The sequence below is a fragment of the Bacteroidota bacterium genome (assembly GCA_013696965.1).
Classification (GTDB): Bacteria; Bacteroidota; Bacteroidia; order JACCXN01; family JACCXN01; genus JACCXN01.
This window is the reverse complement of sequence record JACCXN010000020.1, coordinates 80,847-104,219: the sequence shown is the minus strand read 5'-3', so window position 1 is coordinate 104,219 and position 23,373 is coordinate 80,847. Positions and strand designations below refer to the sequence as shown.

The following is a 23,373-nucleotide window of genomic DNA, read 5'->3' as shown; positions in this document are numbered from 1 at the left end:
TTTTTCCTGTAAATTTTATGCATTAAAACTTCAATTTTATGTTTTTATTGAAACTGAAGTTTTAGCAAGGTTATATAATTTCAAAGAAATTGAAAATCCTTATTTTCGATTCCAAATATTGTATTTCATAATGCAGTAAATTGCTCTTACACCATCTTTCCATCCAATTTTTTTTCCTTCTTCGTATGTTCTGCCATAATAAGAAATTCCTATTTCATAAATGCGCACCTTAGGTACTCTGGCAATTTTTGCTGTAACTTCCGGTTCAAAACCAAATCGCTTTTCCTTAAAATCAATGTTTTTTATAATATCCGATCTAAATACCTTGTAACAGGTTTCCATATCCGTTAAATTCAAATTGGTGAACATATTGGAAAGCGCAGTTAAAAATTTATTCCCTAATGTATGCCAGAAAAAAAGAATGCGGTGCGGCTTTCCTCCAATAAATCTTGATCCGTATACAACATCAGCCACATCGTTTATAAGGGGTTTTAACAACACATTGTATTCTTCAGGATCATATTCCAAATCGGCATCCTGGATAATTACATAATCACCAGAGGCAAGTTTGATACCTTTGTGCAATGCAGCTCCTTTCCCCTGATTGTAGGGCTGGTTATGCAAGCTAATGGTAGTACCTGAATTGTTAAGCATGTATTTTTCTATAACTTCAGCTGTATTATCAGAGGAACAATCATTTACAATAATAATTTCCTTTTCCATGTTATCCACAAGTTCAACTTTTGATACCTTATTGAGGATTAAATGAATTGTAGCAGCCTCATTGTAAGCTGGAATTATTATGGAAAGTTTCTTGACTTTGTTCACTAGGGGTTTAGTTTTTCATTTAATTTTAAAAAGCCTCTTTTTATTCAATCGTTAATTCATATACTTCCCCTATTATATCATTTTTTGGAAATGGAATGAATTCTTGCTTAAAGGTTATAGGAGGCCACCACTCCGATAAGTGGTATTCCTGGGTAATTACAGCAATCATTTGATTGTTGGGAATAGATGTTATATCACTGTTCATATATCCAACAACGGATAGTTTATCCTTTTCCGGTCCTATTCTCCAAATAATATGGTTGGGAGTCCATTCAAATTGGTAGTAGTAATATGGGCTTTTGAATAAGTCATTGTCTTTTGCTGCAGTTCGGGTAGTAAGGGCTTGATAATGACTGTCCCATCGCATTGTTTCAAAAGTTTTATTTTCATATTCAACCGTATCAATTCCCCATGTATATGTTTTGCAATCCTTACAGGTTAAATCCCAGTTAGTGCATCCAACAATAATATCATCACTTTGCGATTCATCCTTTTCATTTATTCTCCCCTTGTAATAACCTATTGGCCATTTAGGGCTTGTTTTTACTATTTCGAAATCTATTTCTGAATAATTTGTCTGAGAAATCCTTGGAGCATCATTTATGGTTTCTCCCTTTTTGGAATAGCCTGTTTTACAAACCCTGCGATTATTCCATTCCTGTTCATCCTGGTATATTAACCAAAAGGCATTTGTTAATCCATTCCAAACGTTATGTTTATTTATCAGTTCAGGGAATTTAATTTTAGCAGTTATTTTTCCGTAAGTGAATCCTATTCTTGTTTTAATCCCCATATTAACTTTGTGTGCATCTGCAAGCTTGTCATTTCCGGGATTCACAATCTCAATAGCTTTTTTATTTTCATTATACCTTACATATTTACACGGATTTTCAGTACTTCTTATGTAATCTTTTTTAAATTGTTTTTCTGAATATTTTTTTATTGCTGAATCATATTCATCCTTTGTATAACTGGAATCATTTACGTCTTGAATAAGAGGTATTGTATTTAAGTGGAAGTTTTTATTCAGGGAGGAAAAAAACTGGCCGAAATGTGCATTGTTAAATAAATCCTTATTCCAACCACACGCTTTTTCATCGGGCATTTTTTCTGAAGAGGGATATTCAAGTGGATTGGCACATATTCCCCCAGCAACATCCATGGAAGCTTGTACCCTTACAAAGGAGCTATCAATAAATACTTTTGTATCAGGAAAAGAATCAGGGTTTATTTTGTATTTGAAAAAGTAATAAGGAGAAACGAAAATTCCGCTATCTGAAAGTTCATTTATAAATTGGATGTGTTTAGGGATCTTGGCTAGTTCCTCCTCTGTAGTAACTACTACCATAAGGCTGTAAGTGCCCATTCTTGGATTTCTTTTCCACCGGTTGTTTTCATGCTCTCCCCTGGTTTCATTTTTCAAAACCCACTTAGCATCAAAAAGCAATTGTTCTTCGATACTTAATTTATTTTTTTCTGCTTTTGAAACTATGGCGGCAAACCAGTCTTGTGTTTCCCTTATGTTTTTGCCTACGGCTTGAATATCTTCCTCACTGTAATACGTTTTTTGGAATGGAATTCCATAATATTTTTTTTCGTCTCTTGGATTGCCAATAATTTTTATGGATTCATTAATAGTAAAATCAATTGCAGGCACTTTTTTAAATCCTATAGATGGATCATTCCAAGAGCCATAGAAATTTTCATCTGCAAATGCATTGTAATTTTGGGCAGTATCAGCAATTTCAGGGAATTTGTAACTTTCGTTCTGGTAATAAATCTTGTAAAAATAATTCTGGCCTTTGCTTCCTTTTACCTCAAATGAAATGTCGAAATTGCCAGAAGCGGTTTGCCTTTCTGTTGGAATTTCTATCCCATTGGTAACTACCCCCGATAAATCGGCTTGAATAACTCCATTTGAAAGTTCACCTAAATTGTATTTTACATTTAAAATTTCAGGACTATTACTACATGAGGCAAAAAGTGCGATTAGAATAAATAGGGCACTAAAACGAATTAATTTGATCATGTTTTTTTTATGGTGTTAAATTCAACGTTTTTCCGGATAATTTAGCCTGAATTTATTTACAGGAAGTTTGAATTTAAAAAATTTTCATTTCCGGAATTTCTCCTTCAACGATTAATTTTCCAGCTGTGGCTTTTACTATTTCTTCCACAGATACTCCTGGCGCCCTTTCAATAAGTTTAAAACCTTGGGGAGTAACATCAATTACAGCCAATTCTGTGACAATTTTTTTTACACACTTAACTCCCGTAAGTGGAAGGGAACAACTTGGAAGTAATTTTGATTCCCCGGCCTTATTAATATGTTGCATGGCAACAATAATGTTTTTGGCCGAAGCTACTAAATCCATTGCACCTCCCATACCTTTTACCATTTTTCCCGGTATTTTCCAATTGGCAATATCTCCTGTTTCACTCACCTCCATTGCTCCAAGAATGGTAAGGTCAACTTTCCCTGCGCGAATCATTCCAAAACTCATGGCTGAATCAAAAAAAGCAGATCCAGGAATTGTTGTAATGGTTTGTTTTCCGGCATTTATCAAATCAGGATCTTCTTCTCCTGCAAAAGGAAAAGGGCCCATTCCCAATAAGCCATTTTCTGATTGAAGTATAACATCAACTCCTTCAGGGATATAATTTGCTACCAAGGTAGGTATTCCAATTCCTAAATTTACATAGAAACCGTCTTTTACTTCCTGGGCAATGCGTTTGGCAATTCCGTTCTTATCTAAAGGCATTTTAATTAATTTTGTGGTTCAAAAATATCAATTTTATAATCAGGGATGAAAATATTCTGATTTTTACCGGTTTTATTTTTTTAGGCAGTTTTATCTGAATTCAGCGGAAAGGTAGTCAAAACTAACTTTATTACATTTATTTAACTCTAAATTCATTGAATTTTCAAAACTCTTTGTTGCCTGTTTCTTTATTTTAAGCCTAATTTTCATTAATAACTGCAAAAATTCAAATTGTAGTATAAATGTATGAACAGCTAATTCCTTGAAAAATAAGATAGTTATTAGTCCCCTGCTTATCCTCAAATTCCAGTTAAGTAATTGTGAATTGTAATTCATGAATATTTGTTTCCTGTGTAAACAAAAAAAATAATACTATGTTTGTGATAATATAGAGTATTGCAGACCATTAAGAAATACCCATAAGGGTGATTCCACGAGAATATTTGTCAACAATGGGTGAAATTCCAACAAATAAAAAACAAGGATTAAATAGTAAATTAATATTCTTTTTACTGTTGTTTTTTTTGTTTTTACTATCACTGTTTATTCGTACATATGGCCTTTCTCTGGAGAGCTTATATGGCGATGAGATGTATAGTGTGTTTCATGGTCAAAAATCGCTATCTGAACTAAAAGTAATATTTTTAAATGATCAAAACCCACCCATGCACATTGCTTTGTTGCATTTTTGGATGGAAATTTTCGGAGTAACAGAAATAGCTTCTAAAATGTTATCTGTTGCATGTAGTGTTTTTGCAGGCCTTATTTTATTTTTATTTGCCAAAAAGTTTTTGAACATTCAAACAGCAGTAATTGCTTTTTTCTTGTTTTTGTTTTCCAATTCCCAGCACTATTTCTCTACAGAGGTAAGGCCTTATGCCCTTATTCAATTGTTGTGCATTTCTTCATTTTATATTTATTTCAATTTGCTTACTAAGCCCAAAAAGAGCGATGTTATTTTTTTGTGGTTAATTAATTTGTCTTTACTCTTTACGCATTACCTTTCTGTTTTTATTCTTGTTGTTCAGTTTGTTTTTATTTGGGGATATTTTAAAGAAAACAGAAAAGCTTTTGTTTATTATTTTGTTAGTCAAATATTCCTTGTAATTTCTTTTTTGCCCTGGGTTTCTATACTCTTATCCAATGTTCCCAAAGAAGGCTCTTTTTGGAACATAGCTCCAAATTTTGATGCATTTAGATACCATACAAATGTTCTTTCGGGAAGTGAAACTTTGTTTTATGTTTTTAGTGCATTTGTTTCGCTTTCATTTTTGATTGTTGTTTTCAACAATCAGCTGAAGGTTCTTAGCATGGAGTTTAATCGCAAACACTACTTTGTTTTTGTAACACTGTATATCCTGCCCATAGTTCTGGATTTTATTGTTTCTCAGAAAACCCCGGTATTCCATGCAAGGTATATTTTGTATACCACCATTGGTTTGTTTTTGTGCATTGCTTACTTTTTTTCAAATCTAAAAATGAAATTTCTTTATAAGTTCTTATTTATTATCCCTTTTGCTTTATTGATACTCACTTCTTTTGAAATTACGCAGGAACGCGAAGATGATTGGAAAAGAATGGTTCCGGTTGTAAAAAGTAAGCAGGATAAGAATACGGTTATTTTTATTTCCGCCACTTATAAATACATGGATTTTGCTTTTTATTACGATTACGAATCCTTTAGGAATTATTCAAAATCGGCTGAAATGTTGGCAAAAAACAATGTTTACTATTGTGAGAAGTGTCCTTTGTATGGATGGGAAAATTTAAATTACGATACTATAAATAAAGTTATTTATGTTCATTCTCATTCGCAATTTCAGGATCCTGACCATAAAATAGAAGAATTTATTGTAAGTAAAGGATTTAAAGAATGCAGCTATTACAAGAGAATCAGTACAGGCTACACTGTATTTGTAAAAAATGAGTTAGCTTGTAATCCAATTGAAATTATTGCAGATGTCTCAGACAATCCCTGTGATTTGGTAAAAAGCTTTATTGGCAAGAATGTTAAGGGTGATTCTTGTCTTGTTTTTCATTCTTCCTTTATGAATGCAGGTTGTAATATAGATAACCCTTCAATTATATTCACTGATACTGGAAGGGCATCTTATTTAATTAATGAACAAAATCAGTTTAGCCCGGGAATAGTAAAAAAAATAAGTGAATTGAATGGAAAAACAGCCATTTCAATAAACGCTTTAGTTTATAATGAAAAAAAATCAATCGGACATATGGTTATTTCAGTTGAAAAAGATGGGGAATCCTTGTTCAGAGCTGATTTAATTGTTCTGGAAAAAATGAAGGTGCCAAATAACTGGAATAATATTTCTTTAATAGCAAACTTGCCTAGCGGTATTTCTGATGATGCGGAATTAAAAATATATGTTTGGAACCGTGCTAAAGAGAATTTTTACATTGAAAATTTTAAAGTTGTTATACAAAAAGGTGAGTTTTAGAGTTCAAATTTTGATGCATTTTTTTTAAAATAAAGTAAGTAAATAATTAGTAATTCGAAAAAGAATGGAATTTATAAAAAATATAAAAAGCAATTTAATTAGTATTTCCTCCCTTGTTGTAATTGTTATTTTTATTCTTGGGGTTTTTCGACTAGTAAGTGAAGATAAAATTTATCCTACGGGGGATGTAATTGAATATACAATAATGACAGAGGCTTTTTACAATCATTTTTCACCTGATGTAAGAGAGGGTGATTTTGAAACCTTTAAAAAAGCATACACTAAAATTGCCGACTGGTCCAATAATGAAAAAGCAATAACTTATGATGCAGCTCAGCAGTTTGTTTCAGAAAAGAATCATCAACCTCTGGATTACGATTATGCTTTTTTTGTAAGTGAAAAGGGTAAAAAATTTAGTTGTCATTTCTTTGCATACTCTTTAATTAATGTGCCTTCCCGTATTCTTTGTGCTGTATTGGATTTTAATCCATTAATTATCCATCAGCTCACTAATTTAATGTTGATTGTTATTTGTAGTTTTTTATTCTTCAGATATAGTGGATTTAATAAGCTATATACAACTCTCTTTGTATTCATGTTTTATTTTTCAACAAACTATTGGTATTTATCCTGGCAACACCCAGAAGTATTTACAGTTTGTTTTTCTTCATTGGGTTTGTTTTTATTCCTATCCGAAAGGCGTTATTGGGGTTTGTTTTTAATGTCTATTGCTGCATTGCAAAATCAGCCAATGGCTATTTTGATTGCTGGTTTAGCGGTATATACATTAATTAAAGCACCAATTAATATTAAAAATCTAGTAAAGTTGGGCTTAAGCACAATAATAGTGCTTGGTCCATCTTTGTTCTACTACTACCATTTTGGTGAAACAAACCTTATTAAATATCAGGGGGCTTTAAGTTTTGACTATGTAACTGTTAATCGTGTTTTGGGTTTGTTTTTTGATATTAATCAAGGCGCAATATTGGCAATTCCACTTGTTTTGTTTTTATATATTTTCCTTCTTATTCGGAAATTTCTCACAACTAAACCTCCGGAATATATTTTAGAAATAATAATAGTGGTTTTTACTGTATTTTCTGTTTGCATTGCAGCAACAATTGATAATTGGAATCATGGCCAGTCTGTTGTAAATCGTTATGTTACCTACTTTAGTGGAATGATTTTGGTTCATTTTGCGTTTTTGCTGTACGAAATTAAAAACCTGAGGTTAAAAATCAGTATTGCTTCTTTTGCGCTTATAACCCAAATAGCAACAGTAATTTATCACAACAATTTAAGTGATTATGACTGGTCCACAAATGTGCCAAAACCCATTTCAGTATGGGTGTTGGAAAATTATCCCAAATTTTACAACCCGGACCCAGTAATATTCTTAAATAGGTATTTTCCTAATGCAGCCTATGATTATTCAAGTACTCCTGCTTATTTCATGAAAACAGATGGTACTATTACCAAAATACTTATACACAAACAACATACAGATAATTTGGAAATAATAGGCTTGAATAAAGCTCAAATTGATTCAATAAATGAAAATACTAATTTTATTAATAATTGGGCTTATTTAAATGTTGACAATATTTCATCAAAATTTCTACCTAAAGCATTGCTAATAGAAATTGATAATGTAAGAAAAACACAAAATATGATTGAAATAATAAAAGCCACTCCCAATTGGTATAATTCAGTGATTGAACGAGCTGAAAAGGAGGGTGTTTCCGAGGAGCAGGCTTTGATTGGTGATGCAAGATATGTTTTAAAAATTGATCCAGTAATTCAAATAGGAACCACTAAAGAAGAAAAAATAAATATTAAAATCGTTCAGATAAAAGCTAACCCAGAATGGCTTGAAATGATTAAATTAAAAGCCAGAGAAAGTAATACAAGTTTGGATACAGCCTTATATTATGACGCAAAATGGATTATAGAAGAAGAGCTGAAAAAATAGTATCTGTTTTAAAATAGTTTCTATTTTTACTTTTAAAGTTGCAATTCAAAAAGTAGAGTTTTAAAAATTGTATTTAACTTTGATGGAATCTTGTTCTTCAGGGCTAATTTCTTTAGCATTAGTTAAACACCACAATGCTTCCAGCATAACTTGTTTTTCTATGGTTACATTATTATTTAGAGCCTTTTGCTTTGTTGCTTGGTTCCACTGCTTGTCGGAATTAATTTCTGAAACTTTTTTTAGAAATAGTTTTACATATTTGTTTTTGAAGTATTCATCATAGGAAATTACCCGAAGCAATAATTTCGGACCTTCAGCAATAATTAAAGTATCTAAAACCAAATCTTCCTTCAATGTTGGAAAAAATTTCATTTCCGTTACCATAATTGTGTCATTTTGTACAAAATCATGGTTGGTTGGTTGAACAATTTCAATATTCAAATGATGCATTTCTTTCTCTTTTATATAAAAGATTAGATGCGGATTGTAACCTTCGGAAGTTACCTTTAAATTTTTTTGATTGGGAAATAATGCATGTATTTCATTTATAAAATCGCCATAAAACGTCTCAGGATAATAGGTTTCTTTTTCAAACTGAATGGATGTGGCAAAAATATTTTTCAGAGGAATAATAAAAATTAGTGACGTTATTGATAGATAAACAAATTGTTTAAAAATAGATTTTTTCAACACACTTAAACCTGATATTTGTATTTGTAATTGAGTAAAGCCAGCGGCTATTATTAGGGCAAACAATGGAAATAATGGGAGGTCGTACCAATCTAGTTTTGTATCTGAAAAAGTAATTACTGCAAAATATACTATAGCCTGAAGAAAAATAAATGCTGTTATTTTTTTTAATTTTTTATCTGCCCTTAAAAAGATCAGGACTAGTGCCAATGGAATAAAATATATCCAAAACTTATAGTGGTAGTCCCTTAATAATTCATAGTAAAACCAAATTGATCCCGAATGACCTTCGTTTGTTTCAGCATATCTGCCTGTTATTTCATTAAAAATTACCATCTCAATAAAGCCAGGGTTCATTTGTTCCCGAATAATGTAATAGGAGAGCCCAATTAGCAGGCCCAAAAAAGAGAATACATAAAAATTTGCTGACTTTAATAATGTGAGATTCTTTTTATCGATAAAAAAATAAATTGCCAGGCCTGGTAAAATCATGCATGCTGCAATTCCTTTGGTAAGTAAAGCCAGACCAAAAAAAATGGAGAAAAGTATTAAATTTATTTGTTTTCTGTTTTCTAAAAACAGAAAAAACTGTGTAACATATAGGAATATCCACATTGCAAGCATTGTGTCGAAATCTCCATTTCTTGATGCATGATGATCAATGAATCCAATTGATGTGCATAAAACTAATCCAAATATAAAACCAAGGTTTGTTGATTGAATATATTTTCTTGCAAACCAAAAACCATATATAACAATTGTTAGAGCTGCCAGAACAGAGGGGAATCTTAATGCAAATGTAGTTACACCAAAAAATTTCATGGAAAGTGCAATCATCCAAATCATAAATGGAGGCTTTGTGTTCCACATATCAGGCTGATCATCGAAATGGGTTACAAATAGCTTTCCATTTCCTAACATTTCAATTGCATTAATTCCATTTCTAGCCTCATCCCACATTCTTACACTTAGTTTGTCTAAGTTTAAGAAAAGCGGGTAAGAAACAAGAATAATCAATAAAACGAAAGCAGAATAGATTTTAATTTTGGATTGAATCATTCTAATTTAATACTATTTTCAAGTCGCTTATCCATGCTTTTAACAATATCATCTCATCTTTTCCAATCACACCCATATCAATTAGTTTTTGATAACAGGCTATTAAATTAGGGTAGATGTTTTCCTGGCCTGGCTTTAAATCAAGTGCTTGTAATTCTTTGCAAATATTAAAGTTGTTGGTGTATCCTGGAATTTCATCTTCAAAATCTTTCATCAAATTGTGTTCGTTGCGCTCCTGCCAAACTGTAGGTTCGTGATATAGTATGCTCCAGCCGCATTCCCATGCTATACGCTGTGCAACATAACTGCGCCAGATGTCGGTCATCCTAAAGCTGCAATACGAGGGTAAATACATCAATGCAAAAGCTTCTTTAAACCAATAGGTATTCTGACTGTTAAAGGGGCTCCATGCGTTTTTGCCTAATGCTAAGCGTTCTTTTAATTCAAAATTAAATGGCAGGGGGTAAGTAAGTCTGTAAACTGCATCAACATCCGGATTCTCATCAGCAAGGCCTTGTTGAATAGGGCACAGGGTACTTTTGTTTTCCAGGTCTGAAAGTGCAATTTGTTTTTTTTGTAACTCCTCCAAAGGAAAGCCTCTTGGCCAAATCATCTGCTTGCTAAAGTAATGGTATACATTTACCCAGCCCTTGTTTTCAAACTGATGGCTCTTTACTTCACGAGATTTTGGTTCCCAAAATTCTTTACGCGGAATATTGTCATCATCTGTTTCTACCAGTTCCGTTGCCCCGTTTTTTATGGCAATAAGATATCCCAAATTTTTTCTTGAATAATGGCGGGTGGGGGTGATTTTTGCCAGTTCAAAAGGCAAGCCCAATTGACGCTCAACATTCCAGTAATCACAACCCTCTAATTGGAAATTTTCCGGTGATTTTGTGTCACCAATTACAATGAATGGCGTGTTTTGTTCTTTGCATTCCTTTGCAAATTGTTTTAATATTGCATTTTGATCGTTTGCAATTGAGGTAATGATAAGTGTTTTTGACATATATTTATTTGGAATGAAAATTCTACTAATTACCAGGGTATACCCTATTCATTATAGTGTTGGTTTATTTCCAGTTAATCGTTGAAAGAAATAATAAAACAAGGACTGATAGGCATTTTTTATTGCATTTTTTGAAACACGCGGTGAAGGTGCCTGGTAATGTATTGGAACTTCGAAAATTCTTCTATTTCGCAACAAATAACGCAATTCGGTTTGGTAAAAATGAGCTTTTGATCTAAACTTATGATCTATTATTTTAGCCACCACATCCCTATGGAATCCCTGGTATCCTGAGGTCATGTCCCTTAATGAAGTTCCAAGTAAAAAATTGGCAAGAAAGGTTCCCGTTTTTGAAAGAAATCTACGTTTAAATGGCGAATCCCCCATAGAACCTCCATTTATAAACCTGCTTCCGAATGCACATTCATTTCCTTCATTCAATACACGCAAAAACATTGGAATTGCTCTCGGATCGTGGGATAATCCTGCATCCATTTCAATAATTATTTCATGACCTGCTTCGTATGCAACACGCAATCCTTTAACATAAGCATCTACAACATTCTTGTTCTCAGGCGCCCATACAGTAACATATTTTGGATCCCTGGCTGACAGTTCCTGGCACAGCTCAAGAGTCCTGTCTTTTGAAGCTTTATCAACTATGAAATAAACATTTCCTGGGTTCAATTCATTTATCACCAAATTCACCATTTCAATGAATGGTTTAAAATCTGCTTCCTCATTAGCCAAAGGAACAACGATGGCCCATTTTTTATAATAGAACATTTTTAATAATTTACTATGCAAATATATATTTTAAGCTGACAAATGTAAACTTTATCTGTTATTTAATATAAGAATAACCTATACCACTTTTGTTGCACTATTGTCTTGGGCCTTTTAATAACTCAAACGAATTGTTTTTATTTAAATCACACAATTTGCCTATTCATTTTCATTATTGAAGTTTTTTTTAATTTTTTGGTTCAAAAACATCAATTTTCAGGTCATCAATGTATATGTTTTTCTTCCCTCTATTCCATGCATAAACACTTAAGTTGTCACTTTTTTTCCTTACCTCAGGTGTAAGGTAATCAAAACTTACTTTGTTCCATTTGTTTAATTCTAAATGGGGTAGATTTTCAAAATTTAATGCAGCATATTTATAATTGTTCCATTTATGCTTAAAAGTAATTACAATACTTGCCGGATCGTTTTTTAAATCTGCTGTGGGATAAATCATTGCAGAAACTCTTATCCATGCATATTCTTTGTCTGTGAGATCCTTGTAGGTTATTTCATATTTTGGAGAAAAAATATTGTTGCTATCTAACTTTAATGAGGTATTTCCTGAAAAATACTGTTTTTTGGATAATACATATTTCCGGTGTTTTTCATAACTCAGTTCATATGTTTTATTCTTTTCAAAATCAATAAAACCAAGCGTAGTTTTGGCAAATTCATCTTCGTTTTGCACCGTTTCATCTCCAATAAAAAATCTATTCACCAATAATAGTTTTTTGTCCTCTTCCTGAACTGTTGTTTTTCCAAACACTTTGAGATAATAGGAAAAAGTCATCCTGGAGGAATGAATAATATAATTATTGATTTGCCAGGTTTGAAACAAGTTCAATAAAATGAAAAAACCAAAAGCAATAGAAGATAAAACCTTTAGATAAATTTGCTTGCTTTTCAACCACAGGATAAAATAGCCCAAAGGCAAGGCAAGTACCGCAAAGGATTGCATTAATGCTCTTTGGCCAAAACTATCGGCATACCACCAGCATGACCAGCTAGAAACAATATACACATTAACGATTGTAAACAGGACTATAGCAAAGCTGTGTTTCCATTTGTTTTTAAGCATCATAAATAGTCCAATAATGGCAAATAGCATAATTGGAGTATAAATAAACCATCCCTTCCTGAAACTAAATAGAACTTCTAAGGTATATGGCTTCAAAAACTCCATTCCTTCGCCATAATTTCCATAACTTGAATACAAAAATTTGCCCGTGATCATTTTATAATAAATAAGTTGAGGCAAACAGGTTGTAAATACAACCAATAAAAACAAGAGTATTTGAACTTTTTTTTCTAGTAACAACCGTATTTTTTCAATAAAACTTTCCTTATTGTTTATTGTCCAAAGTGCAGGAATCAAAAGACAAACTATTTCTGAAGGCCTGCTCAGGATACATAGTCCGCAAACTATTCCGCACAAAACAATATATTTAATTTTAAATGTTTCATGCCATTTTAAGGTAAACCATAAAACAAGAGTGTATAAAGTGAAAAGGAAGTTATGTGGCATTAAACTGCTGTAAATCACAATATGAAAGTAATTGGTGCCAACAACAATTAAAATAAGTGCAATAGCAGTAATTTGATCATTAAAAAATTTCAATAGAACTTTTCGTAAAAAGTAAAGGCCAGCTAAAGTGTAAAAAAAGCTACCGGCAATTAGTCCCCATTGATAGGGAGGAGAGAATCCATCAGCAGCATAGTCTAGAAATAAAGCTAAAAAATGACTAATAAAAAAAAACGGGGCATATAAAACAGCCATGCCCATGGAGTATTTAAAAACCCATACTCCTTCCGGCAATCTTGTTGCCTGGTAAAAAGTAGAAGTGCTGCTATAAGTTTGAATTATGTTTTCAATTACCTCAATATTCTTTAAACCCAAATCCTGATAAATAAACACAGCAGGTAAATACAGGTAATACCCAAAAACATCCCAGGAAATAGTGTTAGGGTATGGGTTAAGTCCAATCAGGGTTACAAGGATTATGGATAATACCAGGGTAACACCAGCGGAGAGCTTATTCATTAGGGAATTTATTTAAGGCAGACTGAATTTATTTTATTAGCAATACAAATAGTAATAAAAACAAGTGTATCAATTAATTTTGGAAATTCAACAGGATGTTTTTTAATTTTAGATGTAAATATAGAAATCCATTAACTTCTAAGGGTTCTTTGCTCAATTCTTTTTTCATAGTTACTTCCCTGAAATATCCTATGAACAAAAATGCCTGGAGTATGTATGGAATCAGGGTCCAGTTGGCCTACTGGGACAAGTTCTTCTACTTCTGCAATGGTTATTTTTCCAGCCATTGCCATAAGTGGATTGAAGTTTCTGGCAGTTGCGCGGAACACTAGATTGCCCTGAGTATCACCCTTCCATGCCTTTACGATTGCAAAATCAGCGTCAAAAGCAAATTCAAGTAAGTAATCTTTTCCATTAAAGTTTCTTACTTCTTTTCCCTGGGCTATTTCAGTACCAACTCCGGCAGGTGTAAATACTGCAGGTATTCCATATCCTGAGGCCATGCAACGTGTTGCAAGGGTTCCCTGTGGTACCAGGTCAACTTCCAATTCCCCACTTAGCAATTGTCTTTCAAATTCCGCATTTTCTCCTACATAAGAGGCAATCATTTTTTTTATTTGTTTGTTGTGTAGCAGTAATCCTAATCCAAAATCATCAACTCCGGCATTATTGGATATGCAGGTTAATCCCATTATTCCTTTTTTAACAAGTGCTGAAATGCAGTTTTCTGGAATTCCACATAATCCAAATCCACCCAGCATTAAAGTCATATTGTCTTTTATTCCTGCAATAGCAGCTTCTGCGTCCTTTACTGTTTTGTTCATACTGCCCTATTTTTATTCAAAGTTAGATTTCGTGTTCTGAATTTTATATGCTGCACAATCCACTTCAACATCCAGCTTTCCGGTTGGCCTCTCAAAATCACCTTTGGAAATTGTAATTGTTGGATCAGCATAAACTTTTTGCATGTATAATGCCCAAATTGGTAATGCCATGTTGGCTCCTTGCCCCAAATGGGTTGATCTAAAGTGTATGCTTCTGTCTTCTCCACCAACCCAAACACCAGATACCAGATCGGGAGTTAGCCCTATGAACCATCCATCGGAGTTGTTTTGAGTTGTACCCGTTTTTCCTGCTATGGGTGGGCTAAGTTTAAACCTAAATCTTAACCTGGTTCCCGTTCCTGATTCAACTACTCCCTGCATCAATTTCAAAGTAAGATATGCAGATTCCTCACTCATAGCCTCTGTTTGTTGAGGGATAAATGTTTTAAGCACGTTCCCGTTTTTATCTTCAATCCTGGTTATGAAATTGGGTTCAGTCCAAACCCCTTTATTGGCGAATGTACTATTTGCTCCCACCATTTCAAAAACAGAAATGTCGGCAGTTCCAAGGCAAAGCGAGGGAACTGCATCAAGTGGAGCTGTAACACCCATTTTTCGTACAAGCGTAACAACTGCCTCTGGACCGAACTGTTTCATTATGTATGCAGTAATAGAATTGGTAGAAGTTGCAAGGCCTTCCTTTAAAGTCATCATCCCCCCATATTTACCGTCAGAATTTTTTGGCGTCCAGACTTTTCCCTCAGGCAACTCAAAACTAACGGGCACATTTGGCACTTTATAACACGGAGACCAAAATTCCTGCATAGCAAGAGCATAAACAAAAGGCTTGAAAGTTGAGCCTACCTGTCGTTTTCCCTGCTTTACATGATCATAAGAGAAATGGCGGGAATTTATTCCACCTACCCAGGCCTTTATAGCTCCTGTTTTTGGATCCATAGACATAAACCCAGTCCTTAAAAAATGCTTGTAATAAAGTATGGAATCCATTGGGCTCATCAGGGTGTCAATATCACCTTTCCAGGAAAAAATGGCCATTTCGACAGGAGTGTTAAAATTCTTCAAAATAGAATCTTTATTAATTCCTTCATTTACCAGGTTCCTGTATCTTTCTGAGCGTTTCATAGACTGATTCATGAGATTTTCAGTTTGCTGATCATTAAGATGAAAAAAAGGAGCGTTTTTTTTGCCTTTCCAGTGCTTGAAAAATTCATCCTGAAGTTCTTTTCCCATATGTTGGGCAACAGCTTCCTCTGCGTATTGCTGCATTCGAGAATCAATAGTCGTATATATTTTTAACCCATCGGTGTTGATATTGTAATAGCTACCATCAGGTTTTTTGTTTTCACTGGCCCATTTTTTCAATTCAAACCTCAGGTATTCTCTAAAATAAGTAGCAAGTCCTTCCAGGTGATCTTCCTTTTTATAATCAAGCCCAAGGGGCAGTACTTTCAAAGAATCGAATTCAGATTTTGAAAGATATGGCTTATTGGTTTGAGGATTATCAAAACTTGCCATTTGGTACAAAACCACATTTCTTCTATGCTGGGTTTCCTCCGGCCTTCTTAATGGATTAAAAAAGGATGGATTTTTTGCCATCCCTACCAACATTGCTGCTTCCTGAATATTTAATGAATCAGGAGTAGTATTAAAATAAATTCTGGCTGCTGATTTTATTCCTACGGCATTATTCACAAAATCAAAGCGGTTAAGGTACATGGCCATAATTTCATGCTTGGTGTAAAATCTTTCCAGCTTTGCTGCGATCACCCACTCCTTGAGTTTTTGAACGCCCCGTTCCATTTTCCCCTGGGGTCTGTCATGAAAAAGCATTTTGGCAAGTTGTTGGGTAATTGTACTTCCTCCCCCTGCATTTTGATCACCCCCAATTAATGTTCGAAAGAACACCCGAAATAAACTTCGGGCATCTACTCCCGAATGATTATAAAACCTAACATCTTCAGTAGCAACCAATCCATTACACACGTTGGGTGAAATATCTTCGTAAGGAATAGTAGTACGGTTTTGTATATAATATTTACCCAATAATTTTTTATCGGACGAATATATTTCTGAAGCTAAATTGTTTTTAGGATTTTCCAATTCTTCAAAAGAAGGAAGTTCTCCGAATAAGCCATTATTTACACCGCTTATTACGAGTACAGGTATTGCAATAACGAAAAGGATAAAAACCCAGAAAAGGACAATCCATTTTCTATATCCGGAGAATTTTTTATTCATAAGCTTCAAAAAATGCCAAGGTTAAAAATAATCATTTCAAAAAATAAATTTTATTTTTTGTCGCTTTTTTCAATTCGCATCCCAATATCTATAATATCCGGAAGTACATCTTGACGCATTGCATGTTCAAATTCAAATTTATAAGTACCTTTTACAGGAAAAGAGGTTTGTTTTTTAAATAATATCCTGTTGTCATAGATGTCTCCGGAGCCTTGCCCAAGCCATTTTCCAGCAGGATCTGCAAGAAATATCTCCAATGTATCTCTTGCCAGTTCACCTTCGGGAAAAACAGTATTCAGAAACACAAATAAATTTGCATACGAATAAGCCCCTGAATTCCTCACATTTATATAAAAATCATATTGAGCAAGGGTATCATCCACTTGAACTTCAAATACTATTTTCTCATTCTTTCCCCAGGATTCATTGGGGATTGCTACGTTTTTTTCATAAAACCGCTCATCATTGCATGAGGATAAAACGATCACAAAAAGAATGGCAAAACTTGTTATTTTAAAAAAAAAGAATTTCAAATCACGGTGTTTTTTTAGCGTTAGCAGTGTTAATTGTTGAAGGATTTTTATTTTTTCTCTTTTTCTTTTTTGGTTTCTTATTATTATCAAACCTTGTGAGGCTGTCTTGTCCAACCACATTTTCATAATCATGTGCTTTTTCTACCTTAACTTTTACCTGTTCCCCGAGATCCTCTGGTTTTGTGCCATTTTTATTCATTTCCATTACCTCCATTACACGGTCCACAGTTAAGGGGATAAATAAACCGGGGTTATTATCATAAGCATACCACATGATTTTACCAAAAATATCTGTTTTCTGGTGTTTGGCCCTTCCTGATTTTGATTCCAGGTTAACAGCAATTTCAGGAAATGACTTTAATGCATCAAGATAAGAATCTAGCTCATAATTCAGGCAACATTTCAGTTTGCCGCATTGCCCTGCAAGTTTTAAAGGATTTAGAGCTAGTTGCTGGTATCTGGCGGCATTTGTAGAAACGGACCTGAAATCAGTAAGCCAGGTTGAACAACACAATTCTCTTCCACAGGATCCGATTCCTCCCAGTCTTCCTGCCTCCTGCCTTGCCCCAATTTGCCGCATTTCTATTCTTACCTTAAATTCATCCGCTAAAAGTTTTATTAATTCCCTGAAATCAACCCTTCCATCGGCAGTGTAATAAAATATCGCCTTTGTTCTGTCCCCTTGATATTCAACATCACTAATTTTCATGTCCAGCTTTAAACTCACAGCATGGGTCCTCGCTTTATGCATTGTGGCAACTTCCAATTCCTGCGCCTCATGCCATTTTTGAACATCAGTGGTTCTTGCCTTACGGTAAATTTTCTTCACATCATCCGATTCGCTTTTAATCCCTCGTTTTTTCAATTGAAGTTTCACCAGCTCCCCGGTAAGGGATACAACGCCTATATCATGTCCTGGATTTGCCTCAACAGCAATAATATCACCGGAGTTAAGGTCAAGATCATCAACATTTCTAAAAAATTCTTTACGGCTGTTTTTGAATCGAACTTCAACAACATCGAAATTTACCTGTCCACGAGGCAATTGCATGTTTGAAAGCCAGTCAAACACATTTAATTTATTGCATCCTCCTGTGCCACAAGCTCCATTATTCCGACAACCTCCAGGCAAGCCGCCTGTACTACATCCACTTCCAGATGAACAACTTCCACATCCCATAATTTTATATATATATTAATCAATTGACATTTTATCCTGTCAATATCGCTGGTTATTAGTATTCAATTTCAAACTTTTTGCAAGAAAGCATTAAAACAGCTAATGTAACGCAAAATTAAAATTTTTATGCTTTGAGCTTCAATAATTTCATCATTCTTAAAGATAAATCAAGAAACAAGATGCGCCCATTTGCATTTCTTTCTATATGTTGAGCCGCTTTGGTTAGTTCTTCGGTAATTTGCAAACAATTACCTCCATGAATAAAAGGGGAGAATTTTTGTAAAAATGCTGCCTCACTACCATTTGCTTTGTTTAGATTTTTTCCAGCAGCATAATTCATTAGCATACATTCCCTGATCATTTGAAGTGAGTAATGAATGAAATTCTTTTGTTTTTCACGTCCTGCTGTTGCAATTGTACTTGTCCATTCAATGGCTTCAGGAATATTTACCCCGAAAGAAATACGCATCCACTGAATAAACAAAGAAGTGAAAATATCATCCTCAGCATTTTCCTGCATTAATTTTTTTGCAGTGATCCTGTTACCATCAGCTAAAAAGGCTACTTGCGAGGCCTTTTCTTTTGAAACATCTGGGTTTTTTAAAAGCCAGGCAATTAAATCTGAATCTTTAATTTTTTTTACCTTAATTAATTGTGTCCGCGAGGTAATTGTGGGTAGAAGTTGTTCAAACTGTTCAGAAATTAAGATAAAAACGGTCTTGTCAGGTGGCTCTTCAAGAATTTTAAGCAGTTTGTTGGAAGCTGCTGTATTCATTTTCTCCACCATCCAAATAATCATCACTTTGTAATCTGCTTCGTATGATTTCAGGCTTAATTTTTTTATTACCTCTGTGCTATCATTTACATTTATCACACCCTGTTTATTTTCAATACCCATTGTTTCATACCATTCATTCAAGCTTAGGTAAGGGTCATTGTAAATACTTGCTCTCCATTTTCCCAGATATGTATCGCTAATTACAGCCCCCGTATTTTCTTTTGAGGTATTTACCGGAAAAATGAAATGCAGATCAGGATGAATCAATTTATTGTATTTAATGCAGGAGGAACAAATCCCACATGAATCCTCATCCGTTCTTACCAGGCAATTAACGTATTGCATGTAGGCAATTGCTAAGGCTAGTTTTCCACAACCTTCAGGGCCAATAAATAGTTGACCATGACTAATTCTATTGCTCTTAACAGATTGAATAAGTCTGTTTTTTAATTCCTGTTGGCCTATAATATCTTTGAAAAGCATTGAAAATGGTATATTTCACAATTTTAGCAAAGATAAATAATCTTCTAAATGAAAAAGAATGGATGTTGCTTTAATTTTGAGTGTTGAGGCAAATTCTTACTTTTGCACCTAAATTTTCAGATAAAGCACATGAAGACTCCGGATGATTACAATTTTTCAGGTAAAAAAGCCTTGGTAAGAGTAGATTTTAACGTTCCACTCAATGAAAACTTCACTATTACTGATGACACACGCATAAGGGCAGCTTTGCCTACCATTAATAAAATTATTGGTGATGGAGGAGCAGTTATTTTGATGTCTCACCTGGGTAGACCAAAAGGATTGATCCAGGATAAATATTCCCTTAAACCTATTATCAAACATTTATCTGCATTGCTCGGCAGGGAGGTAAAGTTTGCAAAAGATTGCATAAATAGTGAGGCAAAGGCAATGGCAAAGGATCTTATTCCCGGGGACGTTTTACTTCTTGAAAACCTGCGCTTTCATAAGCAGGAAGAAGCAGGAACTGAATCTTTTGCTGAGGAGCTGGCTTCATTGGGCGATATTTATATTAATGATGCCTTTGGCACTGCCCATAGAGCACATGCATCAACAACTGTTGTGGCTAAATTTTTTCAAGAAAAGGCATTTGGATACCTTCTGGCGGACGAAGTTAGAAACATTGAAAAAGTTTTGAATAATGCAGAAAGGCCTTTAACGGCAATACTTGGAGGGGCAAAAGTTTCCGGAAAAATATTAATCATTGAACAATTGATGGACAAAATTGACAACCTGATTATAGGTGGCGGAATGGCTTATACATTTATTAAAGCGCAAGGTGGGAAAGTTGGTTCTTCCTTAGTGGAGGATGATCGCATTGAAACTGCAAAAGGAATTCTGGAAATAGCAAAGCAAAAAAATGTTAGAATACATTTACCCCTTGATACTATTTATGCTGATTCATTTTCAAATGAGGCAAACACAGGAGTTTGCGCAATAAACCAAATTCCCGCAGGGAAAATGGGTCTGGATATTGGGCCAGAAACTGAAAAAATGTACGCAAAGGTAATAGCTTGCTCGAAAACCATACTATGGAACGGTCCCATGGGCGTTTTTGAAATGGAAAATTTTGCTCATGGCACTAAATCCCTTGCGGATGCAATTGTTGATGCAACTAGTAATGGTGCATACTCCCTTGTTGGCGGAGGTGATTCAGTAGCAGCTATAAATAAATTCAATTTAGCATCAAAAGTAAGTTATGTTTCCACTGGAGGAGGGGCAATGTTGGAATATCTTGAAGGAAAAACACTTCCAGGAGTGGCTGCCCTTAATTAAGAATTACAACTTTGAAAATTAAATTCCTTTTGGGATAAACCCGATCAATAAAAAAAAGAAAATTAATTATTCCGTTGTGAATAGATTATGAATTAGTCCTGCACAAAAGGGAAACACTTTCGGATAATTGATTTGGAAAAATTGAAACAATTAACCACTTCAAATTCGCTTTGAATAAACTTACAAGGTATTACTTATATAACACCAAACTTATTCTTGTTTATTTAACCTTTTTAAAGAATTTTCTTTAAACTCTATTAAATAATCCTTTAGCGAGGGAACCAAAGTAATTGAAATTTTTGCTAAAGGCGAATAAAGATAGGATGTTGATCTTAAATCTTCCGAAATCATAGGTTCTTTTTCTTTAACTGCATTTAAAATAAATAACAGCACACTTAAAATCAAAGCATATTTGAAACAACAAAAAACAGCACCTAAAACCTTATTGAAAGTGCTTAGCATCGTGAGTTTTAAAAAACCTTCGAGCAATTTTGCCGATAAAAAGATTAAAATAAGTATAGCAAGAAAAATAATAAAAAAGGAAGCTATTGGCAGATATTCAGTTTCATAACCATATTCTACAGTTAACAGTTCTGATAAATATCCTGAAAACTTAATACCAGCCCAAGTAGCGAGAATCAAACCTACAAGGGATGCAGCTTCAATTACAAAGCCTTTGCGAAAACCTTTATATAATCCCCAAACAAGGGGAATTAAGACAATTATATCAAATTTATTCATCAACTATTAAATTTGAAATAAAATTACGGCACAATTCTTAATAAAATAAAGCCTATAAACAGGATTTTTAAACAAGTTCCTTTTGATAACCTTTTATCATTTATTTCAATTAATTTTACGGCCATGGAAAATGAGCTAAAAATAAGCTGGGAAGAACTTTTAATAAAACTAGAAAAACAATTTGGTGCAGACCTTGATTTGCAATCAATTTTATTTTTAATTGGGGTTCAAGAACTTGGCAAGGGATACAGGAAATTTACCAAAGATGAAAAGGTTGATGTTATGCATGTAGCTATTTGCACATTGCTGGAACCCTTCGGCTATTATGAATATGAAGGCCTGGATAGTGATGGATGGCCTCATTGGAAAAGAAACGAAAAACTTCCTGCATTAACACCTGATCAGCAAACAAATTTAATGCAACAAGCAGTAGTGGATTATTTTAAAAACCAGATTTAAAATCTGGTTAAGCGAAAGACGATTTAGTAAACTATAACTGTTTGTTTAACAACCTCATCCATGATTAGCCTAACAGTTCCCTGTCCAAAAAGAGAATCTTTTTTGGCATCAATTGTGTAAATTGCTTCAAGATCAAATTTGAAATGTGCCTGGCCTGCTCCATTGGTTGTTAAAGTGTATTCATAATCCCCTGGTTTAGTGGCATCATTAGCATGTAAAAAAACTGTTGCACCGCTTACAGGCTTTTTGTCAACCGTGGTTATTGTTATTATTGCCTCTGGTTTTGCAGGTCTTCTACAACCTGTAATGGTAATAGTGGCTGCTGCAATTAAAATAAGTAAGCATTTGAATATGTTTAATTTCATAAGGAAGGTATTGGATTTTTTCAATGCGTTTTCTGTTTTTTGCAAATACTCCAAATAATAAATCAGGATAAATTGCATTTTATAATTTTGTTAATATTTCTTATACTTGTGGCATATTTCAAACATCAAATATACGAAATTCAGCATTTGTTCAATAATTTCTGAAAAATCTTTAAGCAATGAAAAATTTAATTCTTTTAATATCTGTACTTTTTATTGCCTGTGATGATTCTCCGGCTCAAAAAAAAGGAAAAACACCCACAGAACCAATCGTATTAATAAGTACTGAATTTGGCGATATTAAAGTCAAACTATATAATGAAACGCCATTACATAGAGATAATTTTATAAAATTAGCTTCAGAAAAACAATACGATGCTTCAATTTTCCACCGTGTTATTCCTGGTTTTATGGTTCAAGGAGGGGGAGTACAAGGAGGAACCAAGGATATTGGAGGAACAATTCCTGCAGAGATCAATCAAAAATTCGTTCATAAAAGAGGAGCACTTTGTGCTGCCAGGATGGGGGACAATGTCAATCCCCTGAAAGCATCTTCCGGATCGCAATTTTATATTGTACACGGCAAGTCTTTTACAAAAGAGGAAATTTTATCTATTGGCAATAGGGCAGGTTTCCCCTATAACGAAGAGCAAATCAACGCTTATTTAAAATTAGGTGGTGCACCACATTTAGATGGAGGATATACTGTTTTTGGAGAAGTAATTGAGGGAATGGATGTGATTGATAAGATTGCTGTGGTGGAAAGAAATCCTCAGGATAAACCATTGAAGGATGTTAAAATGACAATGAAAGTTCTGAAAAAATAAG

The 23,373-nt window shown here is 33.9% G+C and carries 19 protein-coding genes; 5 read left to right on the top strand and 14 right to left on the bottom strand.

The window, feature by feature from the left end:
- Positions 1 to 99: 99 nt before the first annotated feature.
- The 3 genes from H0V01_03595 to H0V01_03585 all read right to left on the bottom strand — a co-directional run bounded on the left by H0V01_03595 (position 100) and on the right by H0V01_03585 (position 3,590).
- Positions 100 to 828, bottom strand: coding sequence for a glycosyltransferase family 2 protein (locus tag H0V01_03595; protein ID MBA2582456.1), 729 nt, complete (start codon positions 826 to 828; stop codon positions 100 to 102).
- Between the two features lie 40 nt (positions 829 to 868).
- Positions 869 to 2,857 carry a hypothetical protein gene (locus tag H0V01_03590; GenBank protein ID MBA2582455.1) on the bottom strand — a complete coding sequence of 663 codons (1,989 nt, stop codon included), beginning with the start codon at positions 2,855 to 2,857 and terminating at the stop codon, positions 869 to 871.
- 73 nt (positions 2,858 to 2,930) lie between these two features.
- On the bottom strand, positions 2,931 to 3,590 hold the full coding sequence (locus H0V01_03585) for a CoA transferase subunit B (protein MBA2582454.1): 660 nt from the start codon (positions 3,588 to 3,590) through the stop codon (positions 2,931 to 2,933).
- A gap of 425 nt (positions 3,591 to 4,015) precedes the next feature.
- Here H0V01_03585 and H0V01_03580 point away from each other — a divergent pair, with 425 nt between their 5' ends.
- On the top strand, positions 4,016 to 6,049 hold the full coding sequence (locus tag H0V01_03580; GenBank protein ID MBA2582453.1) for a glycosyltransferase family 39 protein: 2,034 nt from the start codon (positions 4,016 to 4,018) through the stop codon (positions 6,047 to 6,049).
- A 64-nt stretch (positions 6,050 to 6,113) separates the two neighbouring features.
- Entirely contained in the window at positions 6,114 to 8,021 is a 1,908-nt protein-coding gene (locus H0V01_03575) for a hypothetical protein (GenBank protein MBA2582452.1), read from the top strand.
- A gap of 60 nt (positions 8,022 to 8,081) precedes the next feature.
- On the opposite strand, the gene H0V01_03570 is transcribed toward H0V01_03575, so the two are convergent.
- The 9 genes from H0V01_03570 to H0V01_03530 form a co-directional block, all read right to left on the bottom strand.
- Positions 8,082 to 9,770, bottom strand: coding sequence for a glycosyltransferase family 39 protein (locus H0V01_03570; GenBank protein ID MBA2582451.1), 1,689 nt, complete (start codon positions 9,768 to 9,770; stop codon positions 8,082 to 8,084).
- Between the two features lies 1 nt (position 9,771).
- Positions 9,772 to 10,779, bottom strand: a complete 1,008-nt coding sequence (locus H0V01_03565) for a DUF288 domain-containing protein (protein ID MBA2582450.1) — start codon at positions 10,777 to 10,779, stop codon at positions 9,772 to 9,774.
- 51 nt (positions 10,780 to 10,830) lie between these two features.
- Complete coding sequence (locus tag H0V01_03560) at positions 10,831 to 11,565, bottom strand: glycosyltransferase (protein ID MBA2582449.1); 735 nt, start codon at positions 11,563 to 11,565, stop codon at positions 10,831 to 10,833.
- Positions 11,566 to 11,752: 187 nt separating this feature from the next.
- Complete coding sequence (locus tag H0V01_03555) at positions 11,753 to 13,609, bottom strand: hypothetical protein (protein MBA2582448.1); 1,857 nt, start codon at positions 13,607 to 13,609, stop codon at positions 11,753 to 11,755.
- 131 nt (positions 13,610 to 13,740) lie between these two features.
- On the bottom strand, positions 13,741 to 14,433 hold the full coding sequence (locus tag H0V01_03550) for a CoA transferase subunit A (GenBank protein ID MBA2582447.1): 693 nt from the start codon (positions 14,431 to 14,433) through the stop codon (positions 13,741 to 13,743).
- A 12-nt stretch (positions 14,434 to 14,445) separates the two neighbouring features.
- Positions 14,446 to 16,692: a penicillin-binding protein gene (locus H0V01_03545; protein ID MBA2582446.1), complete on the bottom strand. Its 2,247-nt coding sequence runs from the start codon at positions 16,690 to 16,692 to the stop codon at positions 14,446 to 14,448.
- A 50-nt stretch (positions 16,693 to 16,742) separates the two neighbouring features.
- Positions 16,743 to 17,225, bottom strand: coding sequence for a gliding motility lipoprotein GldH (locus H0V01_03540; protein ID MBA2582445.1), 483 nt, complete (start codon positions 17,223 to 17,225; stop codon positions 16,743 to 16,745).
- Between the two features lies 1 nt (position 17,226).
- Entirely contained in the window at positions 17,227 to 18,405 is a 1,179-nt protein-coding gene (locus H0V01_03535; protein MBA2582444.1) for a hypothetical protein, read from the bottom strand.
- Positions 18,406 to 18,529: 124 nt separating this feature from the next.
- Complete coding sequence (locus H0V01_03530) at positions 18,530 to 19,666, bottom strand: DNA polymerase III subunit delta (GenBank protein MBA2582443.1); 1,137 nt, start codon at positions 19,664 to 19,666, stop codon at positions 18,530 to 18,532.
- Positions 19,667 to 19,795: 129 nt separating this feature from the next.
- Between H0V01_03530 and H0V01_03525 the strand changes: the two genes are divergently transcribed.
- Entirely contained in the window at positions 19,796 to 20,980 is a 1,185-nt protein-coding gene (locus tag H0V01_03525; GenBank protein ID MBA2582442.1) for a phosphoglycerate kinase, read from the top strand.
- A 210-nt stretch (positions 20,981 to 21,190) separates the two neighbouring features.
- On the opposite strand, the gene H0V01_03520 is transcribed toward H0V01_03525, so the two are convergent.
- Positions 21,191 to 21,721, bottom strand: coding sequence for a CvpA family protein (locus H0V01_03520; GenBank protein ID MBA2582441.1), 531 nt, complete (start codon positions 21,719 to 21,721; stop codon positions 21,191 to 21,193).
- Between the two features lie 123 nt (positions 21,722 to 21,844).
- Between H0V01_03520 and H0V01_03515 the strand changes: the two genes are divergently transcribed.
- Positions 21,845 to 22,180: a hypothetical protein gene (locus H0V01_03515; GenBank protein MBA2582440.1), complete on the top strand. Its 336-nt coding sequence runs from the start codon at positions 21,845 to 21,847 to the stop codon at positions 22,178 to 22,180.
- A 23-nt stretch (positions 22,181 to 22,203) separates the two neighbouring features.
- Here H0V01_03515 and H0V01_03510 read toward each other — a convergent pair whose 3' ends face one another.
- Positions 22,204 to 22,545: a hypothetical protein gene (locus H0V01_03510; GenBank protein ID MBA2582439.1), complete on the bottom strand. Its 342-nt coding sequence runs from the start codon at positions 22,543 to 22,545 to the stop codon at positions 22,204 to 22,206.
- Between the two features lie 179 nt (positions 22,546 to 22,724).
- Between H0V01_03510 and H0V01_03505 the strand changes: the two genes are divergently transcribed.
- Positions 22,725 to 23,372, top strand: coding sequence for a peptidylprolyl isomerase (locus tag H0V01_03505; GenBank protein MBA2582438.1), 648 nt, complete (start codon positions 22,725 to 22,727; stop codon positions 23,370 to 23,372).
- Position 23,373: the final 1 nt, after the last annotated feature.

Excerpts from the sequence above, each read along its gene's own strand:
- H0V01_03590 (MBA2582455.1), bottom strand. The coding sequence starts at position 2,857 with ATGATCAAATTAATTCGTTTTAGTGCCCTATTTATTCTAATCGCACTT.
- H0V01_03585 (MBA2582454.1), bottom strand. The coding sequence starts at position 3,590 with ATGCCTTTAGATAAGAACGGAATTGCCAAACGCATTGCCCAGGAAGTA.
- H0V01_03575 (MBA2582452.1), top strand. The coding sequence starts at position 6,114 with ATGGAATTTATAAAAAATATAAAAAGCAATTTAATTAGTATTTCCTCC.
- H0V01_03570 (MBA2582451.1), bottom strand. The coding sequence starts at position 9,770 with ATGATTCAATCCAAAATTAAAATCTATTCTGCTTTCGTTTTATTGATT.
- H0V01_03565 (MBA2582450.1), bottom strand. The coding sequence starts at position 10,779 with ATGTCAAAAACACTTATCATTACCTCAATTGCAAACGATCAAAATGCA.
- H0V01_03560 (MBA2582449.1), bottom strand. The coding sequence starts at position 11,565 with ATGTTCTATTATAAAAAATGGGCCATCGTTGTTCCTTTGGCTAATGAG.
- H0V01_03555 (MBA2582448.1), bottom strand. The coding sequence starts at position 13,609 with ATGAATAAGCTCTCCGCTGGTGTTACCCTGGTATTATCCATAATCCTT.
- H0V01_03550 (MBA2582447.1), bottom strand. The coding sequence starts at position 14,433 with ATGAACAAAACAGTAAAGGACGCAGAAGCTGCTATTGCAGGAATAAAA.
- H0V01_03545 (MBA2582446.1), bottom strand. The coding sequence starts at position 16,692 with ATGAATAAAAAATTCTCCGGATATAGAAAATGGATTGTCCTTTTCTGG.
- H0V01_03535 (MBA2582444.1), bottom strand. The coding sequence starts at position 18,405 with ATGGGATGTGGAAGTTGTTCATCTGGAAGTGGATGTAGTACAGGCGGC.
- H0V01_03530 (MBA2582443.1), bottom strand. The coding sequence starts at position 19,666 with ATGCTTTTCAAAGATATTATAGGCCAACAGGAATTAAAAAACAGACTT.
- H0V01_03525 (MBA2582442.1), top strand. The coding sequence starts at position 19,796 with ATGAAGACTCCGGATGATTACAATTTTTCAGGTAAAAAAGCCTTGGTA.
- H0V01_03520 (MBA2582441.1), bottom strand. The coding sequence starts at position 21,721 with ATGAATAAATTTGATATAATTGTCTTAATTCCCCTTGTTTGGGGATTA.
- H0V01_03515 (MBA2582440.1), top strand. The coding sequence starts at position 21,845 with ATGGAAAATGAGCTAAAAATAAGCTGGGAAGAACTTTTAATAAAACTA.
- H0V01_03510 (MBA2582439.1), bottom strand. The coding sequence starts at position 22,545 with ATGAAATTAAACATATTCAAATGCTTACTTATTTTAATTGCAGCAGCC.
- H0V01_03505 (MBA2582438.1), top strand. The coding sequence starts at position 22,725 with ATGAAAAATTTAATTCTTTTAATATCTGTACTTTTTATTGCCTGTGAT.